The following is a 17,579-nucleotide window of genomic DNA, read 5'->3' as shown; positions in this document are numbered from 1 at the left end:
GTCGTCGGAAACCCGCCGTAGGCTCCAATTCCAGAGAGAAAACCGCCGCCGCATATGACACTTGCAACCGTTCTACCATTTATTGTCGCATTGCCGTTCGTCGGCGCTCTCATAACGGCCTTCATGCCGCGCGAAGGCGCGGCCGCAAGCGCGGCCTACGTAGCAAGCGCCGTAGCCCTCTTCGGCCTGGTCGGCAGCATCCTTCTTTATCCAAATGTCAGTGGCGGTGGCGTGCTGAAATACGATGTGGAATGGCTGCCGCAACTGGGGCTTAATTTTACCCTGCGACTGGATGGCTTCGCCTGGATTTTCGCGATCCTCATTACCGGCATCGGCCTGCTCGTGGTTCTCTACGCCCGATATTACATGTCGGCCCAGGACCCTATTCCACGGTTTTTTGCCTTTCTGCTCGCCTTCATGGGCTCGATGCTCGGCATAGTGCTGTCCGGCAACGTCATTTTGCTGTCGATCTTCTGGGAAATGACCAGCATCTTCTCGTTCCTGCTGATCGGCTACTGGCACCAGAACGCTGGCGCGCGCGATGGCGCCCGCATGGCGCTGACCGTGACCGGCATCGGCGGCTTCAGCCTGCTCGCCGGCCTTCTGATCCTCGGCCACATGGCGGGAAGCTACGATCTGGACAAGATCATCGCGGCCGGTGCCGATATCCGCGCCCACTCCCTTTATCTGCCGGCACTTATTCTCATCCTTGGCGGGGCGCTGACGAAAAGCGCACAGTTTCCGTTTCATTTCTGGCTGCCCAATGCCATGGCGGCGCCCACGCCCGTTTCCGCCTATCTGCATTCGGCCACCATGGTGAAGGCCGGGGTTTTCCTGCTGGCGCGGTTCTGGCCGGTGCTGGCAGGCACGCCGGAATGGTTCTGGCTAGTGGGTGCTGCAGGCGTCATCACCCTGCTGCTCGGCGCCTATTTCGCCATGTTCCAGCAGGATCTGAAAGGCTTGCTCGCCTATTCGACCATCAGCCATCTGGGGCTCATCACCACGCTTTTAAGCCTGGGCAGCCCGCTTGCGGCGGTTGCGGCGATCTTCCACATGGTCAACCACGCCACCTTCAAGGCATCCTTGTTCATGGCAGCCGGCATCATCGACCATGAAACCGGCACGCGCGACATGCGGCGACTGAGCGGGCTTTACACCTATATGCCGGCAACAGCGACGCTCGCCATGGCGGCGAGCGCTGCGATGGCCGGCGTGCCCCTGTTCAACGGCTTCCTCTCCAAGGAAATGTTCTTTGCCGAGGCGGTAGAAACCCACGCGGACTCGCTGCTCGACCGGGCCTTGCCATACGTCGCGACGTTGTCAGGCGCTTTCGCCGTCGCTTACTCGCTTCGCTTCATCCACACGGTCTTCTTCGGCCCCAAGCCGGTTGACCTGCCGAACCCCAATCCGCATGAGCCGCCGCGCTGGATGCGCTTCCCGATCGAGTTCCTGGTTTTCGCCTGCCTGATCGTCGGCATAGTTCCGAGCCTGTCGATCGGCCCATTCCTGCATTCGGCCGTGCTTTCCGTTCTCGGTCCGCAAACGCCCGTCTACAGCCTGTCGATCTGGCACGGTTTCAACCTGCCGCTCATCATGAGTATTGCGGCACTCGGCGGCGGCGTTGCCATCTATGCCCTGCTCGGCGGTTATTTCTCCCGCTGCGACGACGGCCCGCCGATCTTCCGGCATCTTCGGGGACAGCGCATCTTCGAGCGCATTCTCGTCACCGTGTCCTGGAAGTGGGCGCGGTGGCTGGAAAGCACGCTCGGCACCCGGCGCCTGCAGCCGCAGCTGAGGCTTCTGATCCTCGTGGCGCTTCTTGCCGGTTTCTCGCCGCTTTTCCTCTCGGAATTTTCATTGTCGCTGCCGCGCGTGACGTCCTTCGATCCGATCTTTGCCATTCTGTGGCTGATCGGCATGATCGCCGCGCTGGGTGCCGCCTGGCAGGCGAAATATCATCGTCTCGCCGCACTCATCATGCTCGGCGTCTCCGGCCTTGTCACCTGCCTCACATTCGTCTGGCTTTCTGCACCCGATCTCGCGATCACCCAGTTGCTGGTCGAAATCGTCACCACGGTTCTGATCCTGCTCGGTCTCAGATGGCTGCCGAAACGCTTCGAGAAGGTGGACAGCAGCGATGAATTGCCGGCGCAGCTTCGCCGCGCCCGTGACTTCCTGCTGGCCGCAGCAAGCGGCATTGGCATGTCCGTCATCGCCTATGCGGTCATGACCCTGCCCGTGCCGAACGCCATCGCGACCTATTTCCTTGAGCGCGCTTATTCGGAAGGCGGCGGCACCAATGTCGTCAACGTCATCCTCGTCGATTTCCGCGGCTTCGACACGTTCGGCGAAATCGCGGTGCTGGCGATCGTGGCGCTGACGGTCTTTGCGCTGCTTCGCCGTTTCCGCCCTGCGCACGAAAGCATCGGGGTGCCGGAACAGCAGCAGATGCAAAACGCCTTCGATGCGGAGCGGCCCGACCGCAGCAAGGGCGATACGGTGCGCGACTATCTCTATGTGCCGTCCATCGTCATGCAATGGATGTTCCCGGTTATCGTCACCTTTTCGATCTTCCTGTTCATACGCGGCCACGATCTGCCCGGCGGCGGCTTTGCGGCCGGCATCACCATGGCAATCGCGTTCCTGCTGCAATATCTCGCCGGCGGCGCGCGCTGGGCGGAGGATCGCATCCGCATCCTGCCGCTGCGCTGGATGGGCTTCGGCCTTCTGATGGCGGCGGCAACCGGCATGGGGTCATGGTACTTCGGCTATCCGTTCCTGACCTCTTATTTCCAGTACACGGAGATACCCTATATCGGCAAAATGCCGACAGCATCCGCCTTGCTGTTCGACCTCGGCGTCTTCTCGCTGGTCGTCGGCTCCACCGTTCTTATTCTTATAGCACTGGCACACCAATCGTTGCGTAACTACCGCGTTCGCACGCCTGAAGCCGCAAAAGCGGAGGACGTGTAATGGAACTCATTCTTTCAATCGGCATCGGCATCATGACGGGCTCCGGCGTCTGGCTGATCCTGCGCCCGCGCACTTATCAGGTCATCGTCGGGCTTTCGCTGCTGTCCTATGCCGTCAACCTGTTCATCTTCGGCGTCGGCGGCATCAAGACCAATGCGCCGCCGGTGCTGGTGAACGGCGTCGACAGTTCCACGCTTGCCGACCCCGTGCCGCAGGCGCTGGTGTTGACGGCAATCGTCATCGGCTTTGCGACGACTGCGCTGTTCCTCGTCGTGCTTTTGGCTGCCCGGGGGCTCACCGGCACCGACCATGTGGACGGGAGGGAATCGAAATGATGTCGTTCCCCTTCCACATCGTCATCGCGCCCATTCTGGTGCCGCTGATCACCGCAGCCCTCCTGTTGTTCTTCGACGAGCGCCAGCGCGTGGCGAAGGCCGCCATCAGCCTTGCCTCGACCGTGATATTGCTTGTTGTCGCCATCCTGCTGTTTCGCGAGGTGAACTCGACGGTCAATACCGAGATTGCGGCGGTGGTTTCGAGCGGGGTCTATCTGCTCGGCAACTGGCCGGCGCCCTTCGGCATCGTGCTCGTTGCCGATCGCCTCTCCGGGCTGATGGTGCTTTTGACGGCACTGCTTGCCATTCCCTCGCTGATCTATTCGCTGGCGAAATGGCATAAGGCAGGCGCGCATTTCCATTCGCTGTTCCAGATGATGCTGATGGGCGTCAACGGTGCTTTCCTGACCGGTGACCTCTTCAACCTCTTCGTTTTCTTCGAGGTTATGCTCGCGGCATCCTATGGTTTGCTGTTGCATGGCTCCGGTCAGCAGCGCGTCAAGGCCGGGCTGCATTACATCGCCATCAACCTCGTCGCCGCATTGTTCTTCCTGATCGGCGTCAGCCTCATCTATGGCGTCACCGGCACGCTGAACATGGGTGACCTTGCACACCGCATCGACGGCCTCAACCCGGACCAGCGCATGCTGCTTGAAACTGGCGCTGCGGTTCTTGGCATCGCGTTCCTGGTCAAGGCTGGCATGTGGCCGCTGAATTTCTGGCTGCCTTCCGCCTATGGCTCGGCTTCAGCACCTGTCGGCGGGCTGTTTGCGATCATGAGCAAGGTCGGCATCTACGTCATTGCCCGCCTGTCCTTCCTGCTTTTCGGGCAGACGGCCGGGGAATCGGCCGGTTTCGGCCATGATGCCCTGCTTGTCGGCGGCATCGCCACCATCATCTTCGGCGCCATCGGCGTTCTCGCCTCGCAGGCGCTTGGGCGGCTGGCCGGGTTTTCGGTTCTGGTGTCCTCGGGAACGCTTCTCGCCGCCATGGGCACCGGCAATCCCACGGTTGCGGCCGGCGCGCTCTACTATCTCGTCAGCTCCACACTCACCATCAGCGCTTTCTTCATGCTGATCGAACTGGTGGAACGCGGGCAGGATGCCGGCGCGAACGTTCTTGCCGTAACCATGGAAGCCTATGGCGAAGGCGAAGAGGAGGAAGAGGAAGAGGAAGTCGGCGTGACCATGCCCGGCACCATGGCGGTGCTCGGGGCGTGTTTTGCAGCCTGCGGCATTCTCCTCGCCGGTCTGCCGCCGCTCTCGGGCTTTATCGCCAAATTCTCCATGCTGACCGCCATTCTCAACCCTTCGGGGCTGGAGGCCGATGACAACGTCTCCACCCTTTCCTGGTGGCTGGTCTTCCTGATTGTCTTTGCAGGTTTCGCCTCGTTGATCTCGATGACCCGCGCGGGCATCCGCACCTTCTGGGCCTCCCTCGAAGGCACAGTACCGCGTGTTCTCGTCATCGAAATAGCGCCCATCATGCTGCTGCTCGGACTGACGCTCGCCATGACCGTGCAGGCGGGGCCGGTGATGCGTTACATGCAGGAGACGGCGCGTATTCTCGATCTGCCGGCCAGCTACATTCAGGGCGTCATTTCCGCCCCGAGAGCGGGAACCAATCCGGAGGCGCAGCCATGATAAGCCGTGTCCTGCCCTACCCGCTGCTGACGGTGTCGCTGATCATCTTCTGGATGACGATCAACAGCTTTTCAGCCGGACATCTGCTGCTCGGCACCGGTGTGGCCCTCATCGCCTCCTGGGCCATGGCGTCTCTCCGGCCGGCAAAGCCGCGCATCCGCAACTGGCACAAGCTCGTCAAGCTGATCGCGATCGTGCTTTACGACATCGTCCTGTCCAATATTTCCGTCGTGAAGATCATTCTGTTTCAGCGCGAGAGAGACCGCAAATCCGGTTTCCTCGCGGTGCCGCTCGACATTCGCGATCCGATGGGATTGGCCGTTCTGGCGACAATCCTCACCTCGACACCGGGAAGCGCCTGGCTCGAATATAATTCCAGCCAGGGCACGCTTCTGCTTCATGTTCTCGACGATGAGGATGAGGCGGCCTGGATAAGCCTCATCAAGAACCGATATGAAAAACTGTTGATGGAGATATTCGAATGAGTTCGATTATCCTTTTCTGGTCCTTTTCGCTCGCGCAGCTGATGCTCGCCATCGCCATGACGATTTCCGTCTACCGCATCGCCATCGGCCCACGCGCCCAGGACCGGGTGCTTGGCGTCGACACGCTTTATGTCAACGCCATGCTACTTCTCTTGACCTTCGGCCTGCGCACCGGCAACGACATCTATTTCGAGGCCTCGCTGCTCATCGCGATCCTAGGCTTCGTCTCCACCGTTGCCCTTTCCAAATTCATGATGCGTGGCGAGGTGATCGAATGACCAATGCCGCAGAATTTCCGCTCTGGGCCGCCATTCTGGTGGCGTTCTTCGTCCTTCTGGGCGCCTCGCTGACGCTGATCGGCACCATCGGCTTTGCCAAGCTCAACAGCTTCTACGAGCGCCTGCACGCACCGACGCTCGGCACCAGCTGGGGCACCGGCGGCATCGTCATGGCCTCCATCATCTATTTCTCCGTCTCCGGCGACCGCTTCGCCTTCCACGAGATCTTCATCGGCATCTTCGTGACGGTGACGACGCCAGTGTCGCTGATGCTACTGGGGCGTGCCGCACTTTATCGGGACCGGGCGGAGCAGAATTCGGATAATCGGGAGCATCTGTAGCACCGCGGACTCACACAAGTTTTGCGTGAATTACCTTCCTGAAGGTCAAGGAAACTCTCCTGCGACGGGCTTGTTCTCACGCCGTTGACGACATCCGATTTTCGCGACGGAATTTCATGAGTCCAATCGTAACGGCCGGCATCTCCAAGCAAGACGATGGAGCAAGGCTGAAGCACAACGCTTCTAATGTCCGGTCCGCGCAATTCGCGAAAGACCATTTCACACGCGGATAAAAGGCTTATCGATACTATCGTGTCGTCAAAGCACGGAACACAGTCGACATGCGCGCTGATGCCCTGTCCGGGGAGATATTCGTTTGCGATGACCTGATCGGGCAAACTCCTGCAGTATCCTGTTTCAACCAGACGTTCTGCAAAGACTTCCAGCCACGCCGGCAACTTGCCCAGATAGGCATCTGCCGTAACAGCGCGCGCTTTATAATCGTACCGGTAGCCAAAATGCTGCACGCGACGCTTTAGCTCCGTGTTCCATTCTCCAGCGTCCAGCATCGCCATAACGGATGCCTCCTCCCCTGAAGAAAGGAAGTCATCAAAATACATGACGCCAGGCGGCAGATGAGAGGCGCGTATCCAATGATCCACTTGCGGGCAGCTTTCCGATTGTTTGACAGGTAGGCAGACGTAACGCATCGAGTTACATCGTCCGCGCTAAAAACCGATGACAACGGAAGCAATCTAATCTTGCCAGCGCCGAGCAGACGGAGGAGGCAACACGCATTCAATCAGGAAACAATGAAATTGAGAAGAATGGTGCCCGGAGGCGGATTTGAACCACCGACACGCGGATTTTCAATCCGCTGCTCTACCAACTGAGCTATCCGGGCACTTCAGGTCCTTGAAGAACCTCCGCTTTTGGCGGGCGGGGCTGTTTGGTGCCCCGAAAGTGAGCGGGGTTATAACATCTTGTTCGGACATGGCAAGCGCCATAGCGAAGTTTTTTGACAGTTTTTTCACGGCGCCTGTGGATGGCTGGAATGCGTGCGCTGTGAAGGCCTTATCGTGGCTGGAAACGCGCTATCCGCAATCCGCCAGACCTGATCAACAACAGTCAGGTGGCGGGTTCAGGCGCGGCTGATCCGGGAGAGCGGCGGTTGGGCGGCTTGGGGCAATTATGCCCCTTCCCTGCGCCGTGCGGCAAGTCCAAGCGCAAAAGGCACCACAGCCACCAGAGCCGCCATGACGGGTGAGGACGCGAAAATGCGGCTGGCAAGCGACGCGACTGCAACGGAGCGCACAACCATCATCAGGCGCGAATTCTCGTGGTCTTTCTCGTGCCTGATATCTGCGGGTTTGTGGCGGGTTGGATGGGACGCGGATTCCAGCTTTTTCACATCGCGGCGCAGCTTTTCCAACTGTTTGCGGAGTTCGTCCAGTTCTGCGCGTATCGACTGGTCCACCGTAGCGGAAGCACGCGCCTCTCGGACAGCGGGCTTTTCTGCCTCTTTCTCCGCAGCTTCTTCATCAAGTTCAGCCAAGTGGTCGTCAAGGTCCGATGGTTTGTCGAAACCATGGGATCGCAGCGATGTCTTCATTGCAGTCTCCTGAAGCGTCCTGAATTGAGGCACCGGGCGCGCATCGCCCGTTCACGCCTTCTCAACGCCCCAGCAGGACAAAGGATGCACATAAAGCGACAGTATCGGCACGATAGGTCGATAAAAAAACAGGCCCCGAAGGGCCTGTTCATTTGTGTGTCTTGAAGGCTTATGCCGCTTTCGCGGTGCTGCCATAGGGATCGAAGCGACCGTAGAAGGTCTCGCCCTTGGCGGCCATGTCCTTCAGAAGCGGCGTCGGCTTGAAGCGCGGGCCATAGGTCTCGCTCAGCTTCTCGGCCAGCGCCACGAAGGTCTTCACACCCATGCCGTCGATATAGGAGAGAGCGCCGCCGGTATAGGGCGCAAAGCCAAAACCGAGGATGGAGCCGACATCGGCCTCACGCGGGTCGGTGACGATGCCCTCCTCCACGGTGCGGGCGGCTTCCAGCGCCACGGTGACCAGAAAACGCTGTTTCAGCACTTCCATATCCACATCCTCCGGCTTCTGCTGAGGATAGAGATCCTTCAGGCCGGGCCAGAGGGACTTCTTGGCGGGCTTTGGCGGGTAGTCGTAAAAGCCCTTGGCGTTCTTGCGGCCAAACCGGCCCTCGCCTTCCACCAGCTTCCTGACGAGTTCCATATGGCGCGGATCGACAGCCTTGTCACCGAGATCGGCGACGGTTGCTTTCAGGATCTTGTAGGAAAGATCGATTGCCACTTCGTCGTTCAGCGCCAGCGGGCCGACCGGCATGCCGGCGAATTTCGCGGCGTTTTCGATCATGACGGGCGGTACGCCCTCGATCAGCATGTCGTAGCTTTCCGCCATGTAACGCAGCACGCAGCGATTGACGAAGAAGCCGCGCGTATCGTTGACGACAATCGGCGTCTTCCTGATCTTGGCCACATAATCCAACGCGACGGCCAGCGCCCTGTCGCCCGTTTCCTTGCCGAGGATCACTTCCGTCAGCATCATCTTCTCGACCGGCGAGAAGAAGTGGATGCCGATGAAATCCGCCGGGCGCTTGGAGTTCTTCGCAAGCCCGGTGATCGGCAAGGTGGAGGTATTGGAGGCGAAAATTGCGCCTTGCGGCAACACGGCTTCCACGGCCTCGATGACGGCCTTCTTCACGTCGCGGTCTTCGAAGACGGCCTCGATGACGAGATCGGCGTCGGAGAGCGCCGCGTAATCCGCTGTCGGGGTAACGAGGTCGAGCAAGGCCTTGCCTTCATCCTGCGTCAGCCTGCCCTTGCCGATGGCGGCCTTGACGCTTTCCTCGCAATGGCCCTTGCCCTTGTCGGCGGCTTCCTGATCGCGGTCCACCAGCGTGACGGGGATACCGGCTGCGGCGGTGACATAAGCAACGGCAGCGCCCATGAAGCCCGCGCCGACGACGCCGACCTTCCTGAACTCCGTCTTGGGCTGGCCGGCCGGGCGGCGCGCGCCTTTGCCCAGTTCCTGCATGGAAACGAACAACGAGCGGATCATGCCGAAGGCTTCCTTCGAGCGAAGGATTTCGGTGAAATAACGCTGCTCCACCTTCAACGCCGTATCGAAGGGCAATTGCAGGCCCTCATAGACGCATTTCAGGATGGCAAGTGCTGCCGGATAGTTGCCGGCGCTTTCCCGGCGCAGGATCGCCGGAGCAGCCGGCCAGAGCTGGGCAGCGGCCGGCGTCCAGATGCCGCCGCCGGGGGCCTTGAAGCCCTTTTCATCCCAGGGGGCAACCGGCTTCAGGCCATCCTTGATCATCTGCTTTGCGGTTGCGACTAGCTGATCCGGCTCCACCACCTGATGAACCAGCCCCATGGCCTTGGCGCGCGCGCCGGTCAGCGACTGACCGGTGGTCATCATCTGCAAGGCGGATTGCGCATCGGTCAGGCGCGGCACGCGCTGGGTGCCGCCGGCACCGGGGAAGATGCCGACCTTGACTTCAGGAAGGGCGATCTTGAGGCTCTTCGCATTCGACGCGACGCGACCGTGGCAGGCGAGCGACAGCTCGAAAGCGCCGCCCATGCAGGTGCCGTTGATGGCTGAGACCCAGGGCTTGCCGTTGGTCTCCAGCTTGCGGAACAGGCCGGTCATGCGGCCGACCAGTTCGAACAGCTTGGCGGCTGCCTGATCCGCGTCCTTCGCCTTCTCGTCATTGTAGAAGGAGAACATCGACTTGATCATCGAAAGATCGGCACCGCCGGAAAACGTGCTCTTGCCGGAGGTGAAGACAACACCCTTGACGGCAGCGTCGGCAACAGTTGCGTCAACGATAGCGTTCAGTTCATCCATCACCTCGGAAGTGAAGACATTCATGGACTTTTCCGGCATGTCCCAGGTGACAAGGGCAATGCCGTCTGCGTCCGTCTCGATGGTGAAATTGGTATAAGTGTTCATCTTGGGATTCCTCTTCCCTGAATTTCCCTGAGATTACGATAGGCCGATGGCAAGGCTGAGAGAACCGACCACGAGAACGAGAAACACAATCAAACCCCAACGTTCTGCTCGGAGGCGTCGGACATGTGCGGACGAAACGGGGCTGACGAATGCCCTGTGATCCTGCGCCATGTCCTTTTCCAGATTGTGCCGGGCCAGCTGCTGTTCGATCTCGTTCTTGGGTCGCTCGTAAACCTTGCGCCTCATGACCAGCCTTTCAAACCCGCTCGATAACGGTCGCTGTGCCCATGCCTGCACCGATGCAGAGCGTGACCAGTGCGGTGTTCAGATCGCGCCGCTCCAGCTCGTCCAGCACCGTGCCGAGGATCATCGCTCCTGTCGCACCCAGCGGATGGCCCATGGCGATTGCGCCGCCATTGACGTTCATCCTGTCGTGGCTGATGTCGAAGGCCTGCATGTAACGCAGCACGACGGCGGCGAAGGCCTCGTTGAGTTCGAAAAGATCGATATCGGCAAGCGACATCCCGGTCTTCTTCAGAAGCTTCTCGGTCACATCCACCGGGCCGGTCAGCATCAGGGCCGGATCGGAACCGATATTGGCGAACGCCCTGATGCGGGCACGCGGCCTCACGCCCATCGCCTCGCCGCCCGACTTGGAACCAACCAGAACGGCGGCCGCGCCATCGACGATACCGGACGAATTTCCAGCATGGTGCACGTAGTTGATACGCTCCACTTCCGGGTGGGCCATGATGCCGACGGCTTCGAAGCCGCCCATTTCACCCGGCATCTGGAAAGAGGGGTTCAGGGAGGCAAGCGCCTGCATGTCCGTACCGGGGCGCATATGTTCGTCGCGATCGAGGATCGTCAGGCCGTTGCGGTCCTTCACGGGGATAACGGACTTGTTGAAATATCCCTTTTCCCAGGCATGTGCGGCACGCTTCTGGCTCTCGACGGCATAGGCATCGACATCGTCACGGGAAAAGCCGTATTTGGTGGCGATGAGATCGGCCGACACGCCCTGCGGCATGAAAAAGGCCGGGAAATTGACCGAGGGGTCCATGTACCAGGCGCCACCAGACATGCCCATGCCAACGCGCGACATGCTTTCCACGCCACCGGCAATGACGATATCGTCGGAGCCTGCCTTGACCTTGCCGGCTGCGAAGTTGATGGCATCGAGACCTGAAGCGCAGAAGCGCGAGATCTGCATTCCCGGTGCCTTGTTGGAATAACCGGCCTCGAAGGCGGCGGCTTTCGGGATCACCGCGCCGGCATCCATGACAGGATCGACGCAGCCCATGATGATATCGTCGACAGCAGAGGTGTCGAGCCCGTTGCGGTCGCGGATGGCTTCCAGCGTCTTGGCGGCAAGGCGAACGGAGGGCACCTCATGCAGGCTGCCATCCTTCTTGCCGCGTCCGCGCGGGGTGCGGACATGGTCATAAATGTAAACGTCGGTCATTAACTCTCTCCCTCGGCGCGTGACACGCCCTGTCAGAATGCTTCTGCAGCCAGTTCCATCATGGTGTCCGCGCCGGTTTCGATGCGGGCCTTGCGCAGCGCCGTTTCCGGCATGATGCGCTCCATATAAAACTTCGCCGTGACAAGCTTGGTCTTGAGGAAATCCTCGTCCGAAGTGCTACCTGCCGCAAGGGCTTCGCTCGCCGCCTTCGCCATGCGGGCCTGCATGTAACCCAGCACCACAATGCCAAAGAGGTGCATGTAATCGGTCGAACCGGCGCCGGCATTGTCTGGCTTGGCCATGGCGTTCTGCATGAACCACATGGTTGCGGCCTGAAGGTCGTTCAAGCCCTTCTTCAGACCCTTGGTGTAGAGGCTGAGCTTTTCGTCGGCGCGGTTTTCCTCGCAGAAATCGCCGATTTCCTTGAACAGCGCCATGACGGCACGGCCGCCATTCATGCCGAGCTTGCGGCCGACCAGATCGAGTGCCTGAATGCCGTTCGCACCCTCATAGATCATGGTGATGCGGGCATCGCGGACATATTGGCTCATGCCATGTTCCTCGATATAGCCGTGACCGCCGAAGACCTGCTGCGCCATGACGGCATGGTCGAAGCCCTTGTCGGTCAGCACGCCTTTGAGGATCGGCGTGACGAGACCGAGCAGGTCGTCTGCCGTCTGACGCTCTTTCTCATCGGTCGACCGGTGGGCGATATCGGATTGCAGCGCCGTCCACAGAAGGAAGGCGCGACCAGCCTCGTTATAGGCCTTGATAGTCATCAGCGTGCGGCGGATATCAGGGTGCACGATGATCGGATCGGCCTTTTTATCGGGGAATTTCGCCCCTGACAGCGAACGGCCCTGAATGCGCTCGCGGGCATATTCGACCGCGTTCTGATAGGCGATCTCACCCACGGAAAGGCCCTGAAGGCCAACGCCGAGGCGAGCCTCGTTCATCATCACGAACATGGCGGAGAGACCCTTGTTCTCCGCACCCAAGAGATACCCCGTCGCATCGTCATAGTTCATGACGCAGGTGGCGTTGCCGTGGATGCCCATCTTGTGTTCGATCGCGCCGCAGGTGACGCCGTTGCGCTCGCCGAGCGAACCGTCTTCCTTCACGAGGAATTTCGGCACGATGAAGAGCGAAATGCCCTTGGTGCCTTCCGACGCGCCTTCGATGCGGGCAATCACCAGATGGACGATATTATCAGTCATGGAATGTTCACCGGCCGAAATGAAGATCTTCTGGCCGGAAATCTTGTAGCTGCCGTCGCCCTGCGGAACTGCTTTTGTGCGCAGCAGGCCGAGATCGGTGCCGCAATGGGGTTCCGTCAGGTTCATGGTGCCGGACCATGTTCCCTCGACCATCTTCGGCAGATAGGTTTCTTTCTGCTCCTGCGTGCCATGGACGAGGACGGCAGCGATGGCGCCCTGCGTGAGGCCGGGATACATCATCAGCGACAGGTTGGCAGAGGACATGTATTCGCCAATCGCCGCATGCAGCGTATAGGGCAGCCCCTGCCCGCCGAATTCCGGCGGAACGGCAAGGCCGATCCAGCCGCCTTCACAATAGGCGTCGTAGGCCTCCTTGAACCCATCAGGAACGGAAACCGAACCATCATCTGCACGCTTGCAGCCCTGTTGATCGCCAGACAGGTTCAGCGGGAAAAGCCGCTCCTCGGCAAGTTTTGCCGCCTCGCCGGTAATAGCCTCGATCATGTCGGGGGTTGCATCCTCGAAGCCGGGCAGGTTGTTATACCGCTCGAGGCCAAGAACGTCGTTCAGAATAAAAAGCGTGTCTTTAACTGGGGCCTTGTAAACAGGCATTACCGATGTTCCTCCGCATCGTGAAAGCCGGAGCCGATCCGGCCGATATGGGATGACAATATTTGACGTGCGCGTAAACGTCAAATAAATTCCGGTCGAATGTCATGGCCCTTTTTCCGCGCAATGCTTGGCCAGCCCCACGCAAAAACGTCACGCGCCGCAAAAGTTAAAAAATTCCAACCATAGTTAACCACTTCTTTACCACGTTTCGTGAATTCTCCGACACGAGGTAACTGCTTCGTCAATCGAAGCATTTTCCTCCATGGGGGCAAATACCGGCTCTAGAATTGCTGCATGTTGTGCGACGGCATTATCAGGCGGGTAGCCGTTGCAACAAACACCGGGCACGCCGGACGGAAGCGAAGCGAGCGAGAAGATGAACGGATTGCGATCGAAAAACCAAAGCCCGAGCGACAGGTCGTCTCTTGATGCTCTCAATCGCACCATTGAAGGCCTTGAAGCCCGCATCGAAGGGCTGATGAGCCAGAAATTTCCGCGCGACCCTCGGGCCACGACAGCTGAGCCGAAAAACGAGGCCCATGCCGCGCCGCGCGAGCCACGTGCCACCGTCACCCCGCCGCAACTCGACCCCGTCAACGAAATCCGCCAGCGCCAGCGCCTGCTCGAGGCAAGCTTCCAGCGCCCGCAGGAGCCCGTTGCACGCCCGGAACGAACCATTACCAGACCGCTTGCGCCTGAATACCGGCCGAACGACGTGCAGAACGCGGCGGCCAACCCCGCACCGCGCGCGCGCTCCATCCCGCCCTATCAGGAGCAGCAGCGAAACGACGCGGCCCTGCAGGAGATCGCGCAGGCGCTCGTCAACCTGCGGCATGAGCTGAAGCACGATATCTCAGAGGGCGTGGCGCGCGAAGCGCAAGGGCTGCGGGCCGAAATCCGCAATATTCGCGCGATCGCGGAAGACCAGCAGTTCATCGGCGACCTGCGCGACGATATTGCAAGGCTTGCCGGCAGCATCGACCAGCTCGGCAATCTGGCCTCTCCGGATGCCTACGGGCTGCGCAATGAATTCGATGACCTGCGCCTCACCATCGACCAGCTTGCGCGTGAAGACAGCGTGCATCGGATCGAAAGTCGCTGGGACACCGTGGAAGACACGTTGCGCGGCTTCGACACTGCCTCGCTGCAGGACGAAATCGTCTCGCTCGCCTATCGTCTCGACGACATCAAGACCCAGCTCGGCGGCATGAGCAACAATCCCGCCGTGCGTGTGCTTGAGGAAAAGCTGATCACCATCGCAAGCGCGGTGGAGCAGCTCGGCAAGCATATGCAGCCGAACGAGGCGGCCTTTACCGAACAGTTTTCCGGTCTGGACCAGCGACTGGATGAAATCAGCCGCGCCATTGCCGCCACTGGCGCCCGCTCCAGCAATGCACAGGCCACCGACAACGCACTGGCACAGCGGCTGGAAACCCGCCTGAACGGCCTTGCCGAACAGCTCGGTGATATCAACCGTATTGCCGCCGCAAAGCCCGATCCTGCTGTGGATCTCACCGCCCGTCTTGAAACGCTGGCCGCCAAGATCGACGAATTGAGCACGGCGCGCGACGCCGCACAGCTGCACGAGCGGCTGGACCAGCTTTCCCTGCTTCTGGAGCGTTCGCAGCGCCCCTCACAGCAGGCGGAACTGACATCGTTCCTCAGCGACATTTCCCGCAAGATCGACGCGCTGGATCACGGCACCGTCAATGACGGCCTGGCGGAACGGCTCGACACGCTTTCTCGGCGCATCGAAGACCTCGACTATCGCTACAGCCAGCCGCAGCCCATTGCTGGTTTCAACGAAGGCACTTTTTCGCGCCTGGAAGAACGGCTTGGCGATATCGCGGCCCGTCTGGACGAGACCGCCCATGCCGCACCCGCCGACAGCGGCGCTTTGCTCAGCCTCGAAAATCAGATCGCCCATCTCTCCTCGCTAATCAGCCAGCCGGGTCATCACCAGCCGGCGGGCATGTCGCCGGAACTCGATGCCCGCATGTCGGCGATCGAGGACTACATGGCGTCCAACGATGAATATATCATCGAAGCGGCTCGACAGGCGGCCGAGGCCGTTCTGGACGCTTTTACGCGCAACAATGTCTCCTCCGGCGCAAACCTCGCCGATATGACGATGCTGACCGATCTTGCAACCGATCTTCGCAGCCTCGAGGCACTGAGCCGTAACACGGAAGAACGCACGCACCGCACCTTCGAGGCGCTGCACGAAACGCTGGTGCAGATTGCCGGCCGACTGGACAGCCTTGATAATCGCGCTCCCGCTCCCGCCTATCGCGAAGAGGCAGCGCCACGCAACGTCGCGCAGCATATGATCACGCCCGCCCGCGAAGACGTGGCCATGCCGGCCGCCATCTTCCCGCAAGAGGGCTACATCGCCGAAGAACAGCTTATTCTCGAAGACACGCGGGATGCCGGCGAAAACGGCGCGGATGCGATGGCAATCGTGCCGCCCGCCGCTGCAAAACCCGCGAGAGCAGAGAAAAAGAGCCTGCTTGCCGGACTGACCAAGCGTTTCAAAACCGGTACGGCGAAGACCGCCAAATCGGCAGAGGAACCCGTGTCGGCAACCACCACCCGCACGCAGGTGGAACCCGCCCCCTCGCTCGATCCGATCGACGTGCTGCCCACGGGCCAGGAGAACGAACTTCTGGAGCCCGGCTCTGGCGCGCCTGACATCAAGAAAATACTGGAACGGGTGCGCGCCAGCCAGGTCGCTTCCAGCGGAAAGGCGGCGGACGCAGAAGGCCGGACGGATTTCATCGCCGCCGCCCGTCGCGCAGCGCAGGCTGCCGCCATGGAAACTACGCCGGAGAAGCTTGAGACCGGCAAGAAAAATCGCAAGCCCGACGCTTCGGCGCTTTCACGTTATCGTCGCCCGCTGCTGCTCGGCATCGGCGCCATTCTTCTTGCGATGATGGCCATGCCGCTTGTCAAGACGATGATGGGCGGCACGGAAGCCCCGGTACCGGTCATCGAAGAGAAGATGGGCGATGCTCCGGTCTCCGCACTTCCCGAGACCGGCCAAAAGGCCGTGACCATTCCGTCCGAACTGGCTATCGATCCGCAGGAGGCGGCATCCGCCGACAGCATCGAAAACGCAGCACCATCGGAAAACACTATCGATCCGCGTACCATTGGCGGCGCGCCGCTTGCCAATGAACCGCCTGTTGCCGATGCGCCCGCTGTGGATGCGGCGACATCAGGCACTGTCGCACAGAGTGAGCCGCAGGCACCGGTGCAGGCCGCTACCACGGCTGCCGCCGCCCAGGGCGCGATTGCAGTTCCCGCCGGTATCGAGCCGGCATCGCTGGCGGAAGCCGCATCGAAAGGCGACACGCAGGCGCTGTACGAGATCGCAGCACGCTACACCGAAGGTCGCGGCCTTGCCGCCGATCGCGCGGAAGCCGCGAAATGGTACAAGCTGGCTGCGGATCGCGGCCTTGCTCCCGCGCAATATCGTCTCGCCAACCTTTACGAGAAGGCGAATGGCGTCGAGCGCAACCTTTCCGAAGCGAAGCGCTATTACACGCTGGCAGCGGAACAGGGCAATGCAGGCGCCATGCACAATCTCGCCGTCCTGCTCGCCTCCGATGCGGCCGGCCAGCCGGATTTCACCACCGCCGCGCAATGGTTCATCAAGGCTTCCGAACTCGGCGTCCGCGACAGCCAGTTCAACCTTGCCATTCTCTACGCACGCGGAAGCGGCGTGAAGCAGGATATCGAGGAATCCTACAAGTGGTTCTCCATTGCGGCAAAGGATGGCGACACCGACGCTGCCCAGAAGCGCGACGAGGTTGCGGGAGCGATGAACCCGCAGCAGCTTCAGAGCGCGCGTGCGAAAGCCGACGCATGGAAGGTCAAGCCGCTTTCGGAAGACGCCAACAGTGTCAACCCGCCCGAGGAATGGGCCGGCAAGGAGGGCGTAAAGACCGCCTCCGTGGACATGGAAAAGGCGATCCGCAACATTCAGGCGATCCTGAACAAGAACGGTTTCGATGCCGGCCAGCCCGACGGCAAGCTTGGCAAGAACACGGTTACCGCCATCAAGGATTTCCAGAAATCCGTTGGCCAGACGCCCGACGGGCGCATCACCAACGAGTTGGTGACAGCGCTGCTCGCCCGCAACAAATAACCGTTTCGCAACGGATGAGGCGGCCTCCTCGGCCGCTTCCCCACAGTTTGGCGCCGGAATGTGGCGCTGCTCCCACGCCTGATCGCTATCTTTCCAAATTATCAACGTATTTACCGTTGAATGTTGACACGTCTTACCCTCG

General features: G+C 60.5%; 14 protein-coding genes and 1 tRNA gene. 7 read left to right on the top strand and 8 right to left on the bottom strand.

The window, feature by feature from the left end; all coding sequences use genetic code 11:
* Nucleotides 1–54: 54 nt before the first annotated feature.
* Genes CRP02_RS13435 through mnhG form a run of 6 tightly spaced genes read left to right on the top strand, consistent with a single transcriptional unit; the run spans nt 55 to nt 6,055 of the window.
* Nucleotides 55–2,973 (top strand): monovalent cation/H+ antiporter subunit A, encoded by a 2,919-nt coding sequence (locus CRP02_RS13435; protein ID WP_097171458.1) that lies wholly within the window; start codon nt 55–57, stop codon nt 2,971–2,973.
* Complete coding sequence (locus tag CRP02_RS13430; RefSeq protein ID WP_003514993.1) at nt 2,973–3,308, top strand: Na+/H+ antiporter subunit C; 336 nt, start codon at nt 2,973–2,975, stop codon at nt 3,306–3,308. The genes CRP02_RS13435 and CRP02_RS13430 overlap by 1 nt, the downstream gene beginning before the upstream one ends.
* Nucleotides 3,305–4,951, top strand: a complete 1,647-nt coding sequence (locus CRP02_RS13425) for a monovalent cation/H+ antiporter subunit D (RefSeq protein ID WP_179784016.1) — start codon at nt 3,305–3,307, stop codon at nt 4,949–4,951. Before CRP02_RS13430 ends, CRP02_RS13425 begins: the two co-directional genes overlap by 4 nt.
* On the top strand, nt 4,948–5,436 hold the full coding sequence (locus CRP02_RS13420) for a Na+/H+ antiporter subunit E (protein WP_003514990.1): 489 nt from the start codon (nt 4,948–4,950) through the stop codon (nt 5,434–5,436). Before CRP02_RS13425 ends, CRP02_RS13420 begins: the two co-directional genes overlap by 4 nt.
* A complete protein-coding gene (locus CRP02_RS13415; protein ID WP_003514989.1) occupies nt 5,433–5,714 on the top strand; it encodes a K+/H+ antiporter subunit F in 282 nt (93 codons plus the stop codon). The genes CRP02_RS13420 and CRP02_RS13415 overlap by 4 nt, the downstream gene beginning before the upstream one ends.
* Nucleotides 5,711–6,055, top strand: a complete 345-nt coding sequence (gene mnhG / locus CRP02_RS13410; protein WP_097101478.1) for a monovalent cation/H(+) antiporter subunit G — start codon at nt 5,711–5,713, stop codon at nt 6,053–6,055. Before CRP02_RS13415 ends, mnhG begins: the two co-directional genes overlap by 4 nt.
* On the opposite strand, the gene CRP02_RS13405 is transcribed toward mnhG, so the two are convergent.
* The 8 genes from CRP02_RS13405 to CRP02_RS27525 form a co-directional block, all read right to left on the bottom strand.
* Nucleotides 6,007–6,564, bottom strand: coding sequence for an alpha-ketoglutarate-dependent dioxygenase AlkB (locus CRP02_RS13405; RefSeq protein ID WP_323455393.1), 558 nt, complete (start codon nt 6,562–6,564; stop codon nt 6,007–6,009). The two genes, mnhG and CRP02_RS13405, sit on opposite strands and share 49 nt — an antisense overlap.
* A 259-nt stretch (nt 6,565–6,823) precedes the next feature.
* Nucleotides 6,824–6,899, bottom strand: a tRNA-Phe gene (locus CRP02_RS13400).
* A gap of 285 nt (nt 6,900–7,184) precedes the next feature.
* A complete protein-coding gene (locus tag CRP02_RS13395; protein WP_097171457.1) occupies nt 7,185–7,607 on the bottom strand; it encodes a hypothetical protein in 423 nt (140 codons plus the stop codon).
* A 169-nt stretch (nt 7,608–7,776) separates the two neighbouring features.
* Nucleotides 7,777–9,993, bottom strand: coding sequence for a 3-hydroxyacyl-CoA dehydrogenase NAD-binding domain-containing protein (locus CRP02_RS13390; protein WP_097171456.1), 2,217 nt, complete (start codon nt 9,991–9,993; stop codon nt 7,777–7,779).
* A 33-nt stretch (nt 9,994–10,026) separates the two neighbouring features.
* Nucleotides 10,027–10,239 carry a hypothetical protein gene (locus CRP02_RS13385; RefSeq protein WP_097171455.1) on the bottom strand — a complete coding sequence of 71 codons (213 nt, stop codon included), beginning with the start codon at nt 10,237–10,239 and terminating at the stop codon, nt 10,027–10,029.
* Between the two features lie 10 nt (nt 10,240–10,249).
* The gene (locus CRP02_RS13380) at nt 10,250–11,458 is read right to left on the bottom strand and encodes an acetyl-CoA C-acetyltransferase (RefSeq protein WP_097171454.1); all 1,209 of its coding nucleotides are present in this window, start codon (nt 11,456–11,458) and stop codon (nt 10,250–10,252) included.
* A 32-nt stretch (nt 11,459–11,490) separates the two neighbouring features.
* On the bottom strand, nt 11,491–13,287 hold the full coding sequence (locus CRP02_RS13375; protein WP_097171453.1) for an acyl-CoA dehydrogenase C-terminal domain-containing protein: 1,797 nt from the start codon (nt 13,285–13,287) through the stop codon (nt 11,491–11,493).
* A gap of 80 nt (nt 13,288–13,367) precedes the next feature.
* A complete protein-coding gene (locus tag CRP02_RS27525) occupies nt 13,368–13,532 on the bottom strand; it encodes a hypothetical protein (protein ID WP_179784015.1) in 165 nt (54 codons plus the stop codon).
* A gap of 131 nt (nt 13,533–13,663) precedes the next feature.
* Here CRP02_RS27525 and podJ point away from each other — a divergent pair, with 131 nt between their 5' ends.
* Nucleotides 13,664–17,437 (top strand): cell division protein PodJ, encoded by a 3,774-nt coding sequence (gene podJ / locus CRP02_RS13365; protein ID WP_097171452.1) that lies wholly within the window; start codon nt 13,664–13,666, stop codon nt 17,435–17,437.
* Nucleotides 17,438–17,579 lie beyond the last annotated feature (142 nt).

This window comes from Rhizobium sp. AN5 (assembly GCF_900215255.1).
Classification (GTDB): Bacteria; Pseudomonadota; Alphaproteobacteria; order Rhizobiales; family Rhizobiaceae; genus Agrobacterium; species Agrobacterium tumefaciens.
Note: the sequence above shows the minus strand (reverse complement) of the source record. Positions and strands in the feature narration are given on the sequence as shown.